Source organism: Methylopila jiangsuensis (assembly GCF_027922305.1).
Lineage (GTDB): Bacteria > Pseudomonadota > Alphaproteobacteria > Rhizobiales > Methylopilaceae > Methylopila > Methylopila jiangsuensis.
The window spans coordinates 69088-82005 of sequence record NZ_BSFK01000016.1 but is presented as its reverse complement, the minus strand read 5'-3'; the positions used below and the strand labels follow the sequence as shown (position 1 = coordinate 82005).

At 73.1% G+C, this 12918-nt stretch carries 5 protein-coding genes; all 5 read right to left on the bottom strand.

The features are described 5' to 3' along the window. Positions 1-184 precede the first annotated feature (184 nt). Positions 185-1309, bottom strand: a complete 1125-nt coding sequence (locus PKE85_RS13180; protein WP_271205224.1) for a hypothetical protein — start codon at positions 1307-1309, stop codon at positions 185-187. A 38-nt stretch (positions 1310-1347) separates the two neighbouring features. Then, positions 1348-2739, bottom strand: coding sequence for an aminotransferase class I/II-fold pyridoxal phosphate-dependent enzyme (locus PKE85_RS13175; protein ID WP_271205223.1), 1392 nt, complete (start codon positions 2737-2739; stop codon positions 1348-1350). Then, positions 2736-10277 (bottom strand): type I polyketide synthase, encoded by a 7542-nt coding sequence (locus tag PKE85_RS13170; protein WP_271205222.1) that lies wholly within the window; start codon positions 10275-10277, stop codon positions 2736-2738. Before PKE85_RS13170 ends, PKE85_RS13175 begins: the two co-directional genes overlap by 4 nt. A 346-nt stretch (positions 10278-10623) precedes the next feature. Continuing rightward, positions 10624-10977, bottom strand: coding sequence for a hypothetical protein (locus PKE85_RS13165; RefSeq protein ID WP_271205221.1), 354 nt, complete (start codon positions 10975-10977; stop codon positions 10624-10626). A 164-nt stretch (positions 10978-11141) separates the two neighbouring features. Then, positions 11142-12815, bottom strand: a complete 1674-nt coding sequence (locus PKE85_RS13160; RefSeq protein ID WP_271205220.1) for a formate--tetrahydrofolate ligase — start codon at positions 12813-12815, stop codon at positions 11142-11144. Positions 12816-12918: the final 103 nt, after the last annotated feature.

The window sequence follows — 12918 nt, the reverse complement described above, 5'->3', positions numbered from 1 at the left end:
GGCGGCGGCGCTTGATCTTGACGCCGTTTCCGCTTCATCCGGATGAGTGCCTCATCCGGATGAAGCGGCGATGAGCGCGGTCAGGACCTCACGATCAACGAAAGACCAGATCGGACGCTCGCGCGCCTCGCGCGGGCCTGACGGCCGTTTGAATGGCAGGTTTCTGCACCTTCAAAGCGGCCGCTCACAGCTCCCGCTCATAGATGCGCCAGACCTTGGTGAGTTCGGCGGGCATGCCAGCCACCAGATTGATGACGTTGCGGTTGTCCTTGAGCATCCAGCTCACCTCCATCCGCTCCGCGCCGGCCTTGCGGGCCTTCTCCACCGCGTCGGCCAGCAGCGCGGCTGCGGCCATCGCGCCGACCCGGGTGCCGCGCCAGCCCCGGCGCACGCCGATCACCGGCACGCGCACCCGGTTCAACCCGGACACCTTCAGCCGCCACAGCATCTTCGCCCAGCCGAAGGGCGCGAGGCGGCCGCCAAGGTCGTGGATCGCCTGGTTCACGTCCGGCGCCATGGTGAGCACGCCGATGGGCTCGCCGCGCCAGTCGGCGATCACGGTCCAGTCGCGCGGCAGGATCGGCTGGGCAAGTTCGGCGAGGAAGCGCGCCTCTTCGATCGAAACCGGCACCGCCCCCCAGTTGCCGGACCAGCCGTCGTTGTAGACGTCGTTGATCTGCGCCACCGCGTCCGGCCCCACGGCGCTGCGCAACGTGAGGTCGCGGGAGCCGCGCCATCTGGCCCGCGCCCGCGCCACCCGCTCTGGGAGGCGGCTCGCGTTCACGTCGCCCTCGTAGCCGACGATGTCCTTGGCGGGGCGGAAGCCGAGCTTTTCCAGCCGGGCCGCGTAATAGGGCGGGGCGTAATTGGTGTGGGTTGTGGAGGGCGTGCCGTAGCCCTTCACCAGCAGGCCGCATTCGTGGTTGACCGAGGCGCTGTAGGGGCCGGTGACGCGCGTCAGTCCGCGCCCGCGCAGGAAGCCGAAGGCGGTCTCGAACAGCGCCTCCCACACCGCGTCGTCGTCGATCGCCTCCAGGAAGCCGAACTGGCCGGTCGCGTCGCCATGGGCGGCGAGGTGGGCGTGGTTCTTCACCGCGTAGATGCGGCCCACAGGCTCGCCGTCCCGGAACGCGGTCCAGGCCTGCCCGTCATTGGCGCGGGCGAAGGGCGTGTTCCGCGGCGTGATGGTGACGTTCAGCTCGTGCAGCAGCGGCGGCGCGTAGTTGGGGTCACGCCCCTGCGCCGCGAGCCCTGCACGCCAGAACGCCTTGACGTCGCGTTTCGACGTCAGCGGCCGTATCTCAACCATGGAACGCCGTCCCCCCGGACCGCTCAAGCCATAAGGTCCTATCTCGTGGCTTTGGCGAGAGCCGCCGCCATCTTCACGCCGAACCCGGCCTTGGCGAGCGCCGCATGCTCCTCGGCCGTGATCGCCACGGCCTCGTCGATGTCGGCGTCGGAATGCTCGCTGGTGAGGAAGAAGCGCAGCCGCGCGGCCCGCTCCGGCACGGCGGGATGCACGATCGGCAGCGCGTTGACGCCCCGCTGCAGCAGGCGGTCGGCCAGATAGACCGCGCGCAGGCTGTCGCCCACCATGACCGGCGAGATGGCGAAGCCGGCGCTGTCGCCCACGTCAAGACCGGCGGCCTTCGCCTTCTCCACGAAGCGCAGGCCGTTGGCGCGCAGCTTCGCCACCCGCTCCGGCTCCCGCTCCAGCACGTCGAGCGAGGCGATGGCGGCGGCCGCCACCGGCGGCGGCATGCCGACAGAATAGACGAAGCCGGGCGCGGTGAACTTCAGGAACTCCACCAGCGCGCCGGAACCCGCGATGTAGCCGCCGCAGCCGGAAAGGGTCTTGGAGAGCGTGCCCATCCAGATGTCCACGTCGTGCGGGTCGACGCCGGCCTCCTCCGCGATCCCGCGGCCGGTCTTGCCCAGCACGCCCAGCGAATGGGCCTCGTCCACCATCAGCCACACGCCGTAGCGCTCGCGCAGCGCCACCGCGCGGGCGAGGTCGGGAATGTCGCCGTCCATGCTGTAGAGGCCCTCGATCGCCACCAGCACCCGGTCGTGGGCGTGGGCGTGGGCCGCCAGCAGCTCCTCCAGCTTGTCGAAGTCGTTGTGGGGGAACATGCGCCGGGTCGCGCCCGAGAGCTGCGCGCCCATGACGATGGAGTTGTGCGACAGCGAATCGTAGAGGATCAGGTCGTTCGGCCGCAGCAGGTGCCCGATCACGCCCACATTGGTGGCGTGGCCGCTGACGAAGACCAGCGCCGCCTCCGCCCCCACGAAGCCGGCGATGCGACGCTCCAGTTCCCGGTGCACCGGCCGCTCGCCCGCCACCAGCCGGCTGGCGGAGGCGGAAACGCCGTAATGGTCCACCGCGGCCTTGGCGGCGGCGGAGACCTCCGGATGGCCGTTGAGGCCGAGGTAGTTGTAGGAGCCGAAGTTCAGCAGGCTGCGGCCGTCGATCTCGGTGCGGGCCCCGGCCCGGCCGTCATGGACCCGGAAGAACGGGTTCTCCACCTTCAGCAGGTCGGCCACCGCCCGCTGGGTGTGGATGTCCTTCAGCTCCGGCAGATCGGCGAAGCTGTTGCGCTTGCGCCGAAGCACGGGGCGCGGCCGGGCGGGTTCGCCGCCGTCCTCGTCCTTCGCCGGCTGCGCGGCGCGCAAGGCGCCGAGCACGCTGTCCTTGGCGGCCCGCGACAGGCCGCCGATGCCTCGACCGCGCCCGCTCACGCGCCGGCCCGCCCGAGCGCGGCGCGCCGCTCCTCCACCGCCGCGCCGAAGGCGGCGAGGTCGTCCGCCTCCACGTCGTCGGCGATGTGGCGCTGGGCGAGGTCGGCGTTGACCGCCCCCGTCTCCGCGCCCGCGTCCGGATCGTGGATGCGCGCCACCACCGACTGGGCGATGGTGATCAGCGTGGTGCTGTCGCCGATCGCCACCAGCGGCAGCTCCACGTCGAAGCGGCGCTCCACGCTCATGCGCAGCTCGAGGCCCATCAGCGAGTCCATGCCGAGCTCCGCCAGCGGGCGCTGGGGCGAGATCTCCTTGGCGGGCAGCTTCAGGATGCGCGCCACCTCGCCGGCGAGGATCTCCGCCACGATGTCGCGGGCCTCGCGGGCGTCCTTGCCGCGCACCAGCGCGGCGAGGTCGATCTGCTCCACCGAATCCTGCGGCCCCATCTCGGCGCCCGCCAGAACCTCGGCGAAGGTGGGGGCGGCGAGGAAGGCGAGGTCGCGCCGGGCGGCGGCCCAGTCGAGCGGAGCGATGGTCACCACCGCGGTCTCGGGCCGCAGGTCCGCCTCCGCCAGCACGGTCCCGAGTCCGGCCAGCGCCTCGGCGCCGGAGAGCGTGGCGTGGCCGAGCCGGCGCTGGATCTTCTCCTTCACCTCGCCGGTGCGGGCGAGATAGCCCACGTCGCCGAGCGCGCCCCAGGCGATAGCGAGGCCGGGCAGGCCCTCACGGCGGCGGTTGCGCGCCAGCGTCTCGAGCCAGGAGTTGGCCGCCACGTAGTTCGCCTGCCCCGGATTGCCGATCACGGTGGTGGCGGAGGAGTAGACCACGAACTGCTTGACCGGATCGCCCCGCGTCAGCCGGTCGAGCGCCTTGCCGCCGTCGATCTTGGGCCGGAGCGCCTTGGCGAAGCGGTCCGCGTCCAGATTGGCCAGCAGCGCGTCCTCCAGCACCATGGCCACGTGCCAGGCGCCGCCGATGGGGCCGAGCGCCGCGCGGGTCTCGTCCAGCGCTTTCGCCAGCGCCGTCTCGTCGGCGGCGTCGCAGGCGAACGCCTTCACCTGTACGCCGGCCTCCTCAAGCCGCTTCACGCCGGCGGCGGCCGCGGGCGACGACGCGCCGGAGCGGCCGATGAGCGCGAGCTTGGTGGCGCCGTTCGCCGCCAGCCATTCGGCGGTGGCGAGACCGAAGCCGCCGAGGCCGCCCACCAGCACATGGACCCCCTCCGCCGCGCGGAAGGCGCGGGCCGGGGCGGGCAGATCGGCCGGGCGCGCCGGCCGCACCACGATCTTGCCCACGTGGCCGGACTGCTGCATCAGCCGGAAGGCGTCGCTCACCTCATGGCCCGCGAAGGCGCGGTAGGGCAGCGGCGCGAACACGCCCTTGGCGAACAGCGCCAGAATGTCCCGGAACAGCCGGCGGCCGAGCTCCGGCCGGTGGATCAGCAGCTGGTCGGCGTCGATGCCGAAATAGGACACGTTGCGGCGGAACGGGCGCAGGCCGAGCCGGCTGTTGGCGTAGTAGTCGCGCTTGCCGAGCTCCAGGAAGCGGCCGAACGGCTTCAGCACGCCGACGCTGCGCTCCATCGCCTCGCCGAACAGCGAGTTCAGCGCCACGTCCACGCCCTCGCCGCCGGTGAGGCGCTTCACCTCGTCGGCGAACTCCAGCGAGCGGCTGGACAGCACATGGGTGGCGCCCAGCGTGGTCAGCAAGTCGCGCTTCTCGTCGGTGCCGGCGGTGGCGATGACCTTGGCCCCCTTCCACAGCGCGATCTGCAGCGCCGCGAGGCCGACGCCGCCGGCGCCGCCGTGGATCAGCACCCATTCGCCGCGGCGGATGCGGGCGAGCTCCACCAGCGCGTAATAGGCGGTGAGGAAGCACACCGGGATGGTGGCGCCCTCCTCGAACGACACGCCCTCGGGCAGCGGCGCCACCGCGATCTCGGGCACCGTGACGTGGCTGGCGAAGGCGCCCGAGGCGAAGGCCACCGCCCGGTCGCCGGGTTTCAGATGGGTGACGCCGGCGCCCGCGGCCGTGACGACGCCCGAACATTCGATGCCGAGGCCGGGGCCGGCGAAGCCGTCCTCCAGCGCCTCTTCCGGCAGCAGGCCAAGCGCCCACATCACGTCGCGGAAGTTGAGGCCGACCGCCTCCACCGCGATCGACACTTCGCCGGCGCCCGGCGCCCGGCGGGGCTTCGCCGTCCAGGCCACGTCGTCGAGCCCGCCCTCGCGGCCGGTCTCCAGCGCGGCGGCCACGTCGGCGGCTGGCCGGGCGGAGGTCGCCCGCTCCGGCAGGCCGTGGCGCAGCCGCGGGGCGCGCAGCGCGTCGGCCGCGATGGCGATCTCCACATCGGCGTGGGGCGCGGCGATCTCGCGGGCGATGGCGGCGGCCGCCGCCTCCGTGTCCAGCGACGGCGCGGCGTCGATCAGCCGGATGTCCTGCCCGCGGTGCTCGTTGCGCACCACCCGCAGGAAGCCGGCGAGCGCGGCCTGGTCGGTCCGCTCCGCCCCGTCGAGGCCGAGCGCGGCGGGAGCGACCACGAACAGCCGCGCCTCCGCCGCCTGCGCGGCGCGGATCACGCCCAGCAGCCGCCCGGCGCGGGCGGTGGCGCTTGCGGCGTCGTCCGGCGTCGGCGCGTCGAACACGGCCACGATGTCCGGGCGAGGGGCGTTCTTCGCGGGCGCGGGCAGGTCGAGCGCGGCAGGCGCGCCCCAGTCGCCGGAGACGTCGTCGAGCGCCACGGCGCGCACCGTCCGGCCGCCCGCCGCGAGCGCCTGTTCGAGCGCCGCGCCAAGCGCGCCGCTCCCCTCATGGACCAGCACCAGCTCGGCGACCGGAGCGTCGGCCGTCTCCGCCGGCGCGCGTTCGGGACGCACGGCCAGCACGAGGTTGGCCGGCGCGCGCACGCCGTCGAGCGGTGCCACCACATGGTCGGCGAGACGGGCGTCGGCGAGATCATGCGCCCAGTCGTTCGCGTCGCGGGCCACGCCCACGGGGAAGTCGTCGGTGGCCGAGCGCTCGAACCAGCTCGGATCGAGCCCGAAGGTCACGTCCAGCAGCGGCTGCGGCGCGAGCGCCGCCAGCATGAGCGCGCCGCCGTCGGCGAGCGTCGCGCCGAGGCGGCGCAGCGCGTCCGGGCCGGACAGCGCATGGCCCCAGCCGAGCGCGCCCACCACCAGATCGTAGGTTCCGGGGGCGTCGCCCTCGGCGGAGGGATCGAAGGCGGCGACGCTCAGCCCCGGCTTTCCGGCGAAGGCGAAGCGCAGGCGCTCCGCCGCGGTGGCGTCGGGGTCGCTGACGGTCAGCGTCACCCGCGGGTCTTCGCCCAGATCGGCGAGGGCGCGGGTCAGCGCCCCGGAGCCGGCGCCGATCTCGAGAATGCGCAGCGGCCGGTCGGCGGCGGCCGCCGCCACATGGGCGCGCACGAACCGGGCCAGCGCCGCCACCGCGTCCGAGACCAGAGGCGCGGCGGCCCCGAGATGGGCCAGCGTCGCCGCGCCGAACGGCGCGCGGGACGACGGGCCGTCCACAAGCGTCTTCGGCAGCAGCGCCAGCGCGCGCGAGGCCGCCACGCATTCCGCGCCCCGGTCCGGGCTGTCGGCCAGCACGGTGCGGATCAGCTCCGCCGCGGCGGGCAGGCCGGTGGAGGCGGCGAGCGTCCACACGTCGCCGTCGCGGGCGGCGTGGCCGCGGGCGGCGAGCAGGTCGAGCAGGCTGCGGGCGAGCCGCGCGGAAGCGGGCTTGAGCCGCTTGCGCGCCACGAGATCGGCGAGGCGGGCCGGCTTGCGGCCGCGGCCGAACACCGCCGAGAGCGCCTGATGCGCGGCGGCGACGGCGAAGGCTTCCAGCAGCAGGTCGTCGTCCGGCCGCTCGGGGCTTGCGGCGGTCAGGCCGAGCGAGGCCGCGCGGGCGGCGAGCATGGCCGCGGACAGCGGCTCAACCGCGGCGGCCTCGGGGCCGGGGCCGATCAGCGCGGGCGCGGCGTGGTAGGATAGCCGCTCCAGCGGGGTGCGGCGGGCGAGCGTCACGGCGCGGAACCGGGCGTCGGTCAGCGTGGCGATCACCGCGCCGTCGGCGTCGAACAGCGTGAAGGCGGCGTCGATGGAGCGCGGGCTGAAGCGGCGGATCACGATCTCCGCCCGGGCGATGGCCGCGCCCGGCGCGTAAAGCCGGAGCGCGCCGAACCGCATGGGCAGATAGGTCACGTCCGGCCGGTCGCCGGCCTCGCCGAACAGCGTCAGCAGGCCGTGGAAACAGGCGTCGAAGTCCGCCGGGTGCAGGCCGTAGCGGGCGTCGCGGGGCCCACGCTCCGCTTCCGGCTTCAGCGTCACCCGCAGCCGGTTCTCGGACAGCCGCTCCACATGGCTCGCCGCCTGGAAGGCGGGGCCGAAATCGAGCCCGTAGGCGCCGGCGAGGGCGTAGAGCCCGGCGCCCTCGGCGCGGAGGGCGCTCGCGGGCGTCACGGCCTCCTCGATCGTGGGCCTCGCGACGGGAACCGGGGCGACGCGGCCGATGGCGTGCAGCGTCCAGTCCTCGGAGCGCAGCCGCGGCCGGCTGAGGATCTCCACCGTGCGGCTTTCGGGCGAGATGCGTGTGCGCACCTCGGCGATGGCGTCGGCGTCCAGCGTCAGCGCGTGGCTGATCTCGAAGTCGGACAGTTCCACCGCCTCGACCTTCAGCCAGGCGCGGCCGGCGGCGAGCGCCATTTCGGCGAGCGCCGCGGCGGGCGCCACCACCCGGCCGCCCACCTTGTGGTCCGCGATCAGCGGCGCGACCGCCGGGTCGAGATGGGCGTTCCACTCGTCGCCCTGCGTCTTCAGCCGGGCGCCGATCAGCGGATGGCGGTCGTAGCCCTGGTAGAGCGCCTGACCGTCCGGCGTCACGCCCACCGCGAAGCGGGCGTTCTGCCACGGATAGGTCGGCAGGCGGACGGCGGGGCCGTTGAGCCGGCCGAAGGCTGCGTCGCGGGCCACGCGGCCGCCCTTGGCGACGAGCTTCGCCAGCGTGCGGCGCACGGGATCGTGCTCGCCCGCGCCGTGGTCGTCGCAGTTGACCACGCCGGCGGTGATCTCGGCCGCGGCCAGCACGTCGGTCATGTAGGTCTGCAGCACTGGCCGCGGGCCGATCTCCACGAACACGCGGGCGCCGAGCCCCGCCGCGGCTTCCACCGCGTCGGCGAACAGCACCGGCCGGCGCACGTTGGCCCACCAGTAGTCGGCGTCGAGCGCCGCGCCGTCGGTCGCCTGGCCGGAGACGCTGGAGACGAAGGGAACCCGCATCGCCCGCGGGCGCAGACCCGCGAGATCGTCCAGCAGGGGCGCGCGCACGCCCTCGATCAGGCCGGTGTGGAACGGATAGTCGATGTCGAGCACCCGCACCGCCACCCGGCGGCCGCGGGCGAAGCGGCTGAGCTCGCGGATCTCGGTCTCCGGGCCGGACAGCGTGATGGAGCGGGCGCTGTTGATCGCCGCGATCTCCACGCCGCCGAAGCCGCCGGCCGCGATCAGGTCGCGCGCCTCGTCCGCGGACACGAGCACGGCGGCCATGACGCCGGCCTTCCAGGCGATCTCCTGATGCAGGCTGCGGGAATGCACCACGGCGCAGGCCTGCTCCAGCGTCAGCGCGCCGCTCGCGAGAGCGGCCGCCACCTCGCCCACCGAATGGCCCAGCGTCACGTCCGGCGTCACGCCCGCCGCGGCCAGCGCCGCAGTGGTCGCTTCCTGGGTGGCGAACAGCAGCGGCTGGGCGAACTCGGCCCGCTTCAGCTTGTCGGCGAGATCGTCGGCGAACAGCGCCTGGATCACCGACCAGCCGGCGACCGCGCCGAAACGCTCGTCGATCTCGGCGAGCCGCGCCCGGAACGCGGCGTCGTGGGCGTGCAGGCGGCGGCCCATGCCAGCCCATTGCGAGCCGTTGCCGGCGTATGCGAAGGCCACCGGCGCCTCGCGGCCGACCGCGCCGTCGAGGATCACGCCGTCGGCGGCGCCGGTCTCGGCGAAGGCGGCGAGCGTCGCCTCCCAGCTGGTGGGATCGTCGCTCTCCAGCACGAGCCGCTTCGGCAGCAGGTCGCGGGTGGCGGCGACGCTGGTGGCCACGTGCCGGGCGCGGGCGGCGTCGCGGCCGGCGAGCGTCTTCGCATAGGCCGCGGCGAGATCGGTCAGCGCCTCGCGGCTGCGGGCGGACAGCGCCAGAACCGGGGTCGGGCCACCGGCGTCGATGGCGCGCGGCGCGGAGCGCCCGGCCCGGTCCTCGGGCGTGGGGTCGCTCAGCACCACATGGGCGTTGGCGCCGCCGAAGCCGAAGGAGTTGACGCCGGCGTAGCGCGGCGCGGACCCGCGCGGCAGCGGCACGGGGCGGGTCGCCACCGCGAGCTTCAGCTCGTCGAACGGGATGTCCGGGTTGAGTTCGGTGACGTGCAGCGAGGCCGGCAGCAGGTCGTGCTCCAGCGCCAGATCCGCCTTCAGCAGCCCGACGAGGCCGGAGGCCGGCTCCAGATGGCCCACGTTGCTCTTGACCGAGCCGATGGGCACCGGCCCCGCCGTGCGGCGCTTCAGCAGGCCGCCGACGGCGTTCGCCTCCGCCGGATCGCCCACGCGGGTGCCGGTGCCGTGGGCCTCGATGAAGGCGAGCCGGTCGAGGTCGATGTCCGCCTGGGCGTAGACGCGCTCCAGCAGCGCGAGCTGGGCGTCGGCGGAGGGCAGCGACATGCCGACGGTGCGGCCGTCGGAATTGACGTCGCAGGCGGCGATCATCACCCGCATGCGGCGATGGGCGGCGCGGGCGGCGTCGGCGCGCTCGATCACCAGCGCCACGCCGCCTTCGGAGCGCACATAGCCCTCGGCGGAGGCGTCGAAGGCCCGGCACAGGCCCTGCGGCGACAGCATGGTCGCCTGGGCGAAGGAGATGAACGGGAACGGGCTGGCGAGGATGTTCACGCCCACCACGATGGCGCGCTCGATGCGGCCGGCGTTCAGCGCCGCCACCGCCTCGTTCAGCGCCACCAGGGAGGACGAGCAGGCGGTGTCCACCGTGAAGCTCGGGCCGCGCAGGTCGAACAGGTAAGAGATGCGGTTCGAGACGATGGAGAGCGTGTTGCCGGTGGCGAAATAGGGGTCCGCCGAGGCCGGGTCGAAGATGATGCGGTTGCCGTAGTCGAGCGCGGAGGCGCCCACGAACACGCCGGTCTCGCCGCCGGCGATGGAGGAGGGCGGAATGCCGGCGTCCTCCAGCGCCTCCCACACGAGCTGCAGCGACAGCCGCTGCTGCGGGTCCATCTGCTCGGCCTCGCGGGGCGAAACGCCGAAAGCGGCCGGATCGAAGGCGTAGATGTCGTCCAGCACGCCGGCCGCGAAGGTATAGCTCTTGCCGGGCTCCCCCTTGCGCGGGTGCAGGTAGCGGGCGGAGCTCCACCGCTCCTCGCCGATGGAGGTGACGGCGCAGCGGCCCTCGGACAGCAGACGCCAGAACGCGGGAACGTCGGGCGCGCCCGGAAGCCGGCAGGAACGGCCGACGATGGCGAGAGGCGTGTGTTTTTTCATGGATGCTGCTGCTTGCCGGCGCCCGCATGACGACGAAGGCGGCCGAGCGCCGCCCGGCGCGCCGCTTCGGAAGGGCGCTGGCGCGGCGGCGTGATCACGCGCGGCCGCGAACGGAAGGACGAATGAGGATGAGCACGACGAAGGTGTACCTCCGCCTTACGGGCGCCTGTCAAGCGCGCCGCGGGTCGAGCCGCGGCGGATGCCTGAGAGCGCTTAGGCCAATGGCGAACCATGCGTTCCCCGTTGCGTGCGATCCGACCACGGATCGCGAAGCCCCAAGGGCGCAGGCTACACGACTTTTGGCTGCTTCGCCTACAGGCTGGCGTCGGGGAGGCGCGCGCGAAGGTCAGCGCCCCGTGCGGGACAGGCGCCGGGCGTTCGCGCGCAGGCGGCGGTTCGCCGGACGGATCGCCGCTTCGCCGGCCGCGACCATCAGGCCGGCGGCGGCGATCGGCGTGGTGGCGCAGGACATGCGGGACAGGACCCGCCCCGCCGCGACCCCGCCTTCGAACGCGGCGGACATCTTTTCGGAGACCATGCGCTGCGCCTCCGCCACGCCCGCCGGCGTGGGAGCCCCGGCTTCGCGCGTCATCTGCGCGATGCGGGTCGCCATCACGAAGCCGGCGAACGGACCCATGGCCGCGAACCCGTTGGCCAGAGCCATCTGGCGGCGCCACAGTTCGAAAAGATCGGTGGTCATACGCTGGGTCGATCTCCGGGACCGACGCCGCGGGGACCGCGGCTGTTCTCGATCACACGAATGAGATTAGCGCGCGCAGGCCATGCGTCCATCCGGCCGAAAGACGCAGGAGGCGCCCTCCGCGCGCATGGAACGCGCGGCGGGCGCCCTAAGTCGCGGACCGGTCAGGCGATGCCGTCGATCACGCCGTCGTCCAGCAGGCGCATGTTGACCGAGGCCGGAACCTTGGGCAGGCCCGGCATGGTCATCACCTCGCCGCAGATCACCACGATGAAGCCGGCGCCGGCGGACAGGCGCACCTCGCGGATCGGCAGCGTGTGGCCGGTCGGCGCGCCGATGGCGGTCGGGTCGGCCGAGAACGAGCTCTGGGTCTTGGCCATGCAGACCGGGAACGAGCCGTAGCCGGCCGCCTCCCAGTCCTTGAGCTGCTTCTTGACCGCCGCGCTCGCGGTCACCTTGTCGGCGCGGTAGAGCCTCTTGGCGATGGTCTCGACCTTCTCCAGCAGCGGCAGGTCGTCGCCGTAGAGGAACTCGAAGCTCGCCTTCTCGCGCTCCACCAGATCGACCAGCGTGCGGGCCAGCTCCTCGGCGCCGGCGCCGCCCTCGGCCCAGTGCTTGCAGACCACGGCGTCGACGCCGAAATCGGCCTTCACCCGCCGCTTCAGGGTCTCCACTTCGGCGTCGGTGTCGGAGACGAAGTGGTTGATGGCCACCACCACCGGAAGGCCGAAGCCCTTCATGTTCTCGATGTGGCGGCCGAGATTGGCGAGGCCCGCCTCGAGCGCCGGCACGTTCTCGGACGTCAGCTCGCTCTTGGCCACGCCGCCGTGCATCTTCAGCGCGCGGATGGTGGCGACGATGACCACCGCGTCCGGCGACAGGCCCGACTTGCGGCACTTGATGTCGAGGAACTTCTCGGCGCCGAGATCCGCGCCGAAGCCGGCCTCGGTGACGGTCCAGTCGGCGAGCGCAAGCCCGGTCTTGGTGGCGATCACCGAGTTGCAGCCGTGGGCGATGTTGGCGAAGGGGCCGCCGTGGATGAAGGCGGGCGTGCCCTCGATCGACTGCACCAGGTTCGGGCGCAGCGCGTCGCGCAGCAGCACGGACAGCGCGCCCTCGGCGTCCACGTCCTTGGCGGTGATCGGCTTCCGGTCCGGCGTGTAGGCCACCACGATGCGGCCGAGACGCTCCTCCAGGTCCTTCAGGTCGTTGGCGAGGCAGAAGATCGCCATGATCTCGGAGGCGACGGTGATGTCGAAGCCGGCCTCGCGGGTGTAGCCGTTGGCGGGCGCGCCGACGCCGGAGATGATCTGGCGCAGGGTGCGGTCGTTCATGTCGATCACGCGGCGGAACACGATGCGGCGCGGATCGATGTTGAGCGGGTTGCCCCAGTAGAGCGAGTTGTCGACGAGCGCCGCCAGCAGGTTGTTCGCCGAGGTGATGGCGTGGAAGTCGCCGGTGAAGTGCAGGTTGATCTGCTCCATCGGCAGCACCTGCGCGTAGCCGCCGCCGGCCGCGCCGCCCTTCACGCCGAACACCGGCCCGAGCGAGGGCTCGCGCAGGCACACCACCGCCTTCTTCCCGATGCGGTTCAGGGCGTCGCCGAGGCCGACCGTGGTCGTGGTCTTGCCCTCGCCCGCGGGCGTCGGGTTGATGGCGGTGACGAGGACGAGCCTTGCGCCGTCCTTCTTCGGCAGGCTGGCGATGAAGCGGTCGTCCAGCTTGGCGATGTGCTTGCCGTGCAGGTGAAGCGCGTCCTCGGGGATGCCCACCTTGGCCGCGACCTCGACGATCGGCTTGAGTTCAACGGAACGAGCGATCTCGATATCGGTCGGCATGTACGGATTCCCCAGATTTTCCCAGATGAGGAGACGGCCCATCGGCCGGGCGCTGTTGTCTCTTGTCAGACGCGCGCGCGCAACCGGGACGGAGGACCGCAGA

What these genes read in the sequence shown, in the direction of transcription:
- PKE85_RS13180 (WP_271205224.1), bottom strand. Translation starts at nt 1,309, where the DNA reads ATGGTTGAGATACGGCCGCTGACGTCGAAACGCGACGTCAAGGCGTTC.
- PKE85_RS13160 (WP_271205220.1), bottom strand. Translation starts at nt 12,815, where the DNA reads ATGCCGACCGATATCGAGATCGCTCGTTCCGTTGAACTCAAGCCGATC.
- PKE85_RS13170 (WP_271205222.1), bottom strand. Translation starts at nt 10,277, where the DNA reads ATGAAAAAACACACGCCTCTCGCCATCGTCGGCCGTTCCTGCCGGCTT.
- PKE85_RS13165 (WP_271205221.1), bottom strand. Translation starts at nt 10,977, where the DNA reads ATGACCACCGATCTTTTCGAACTGTGGCGCCGCCAGATGGCTCTGGCC.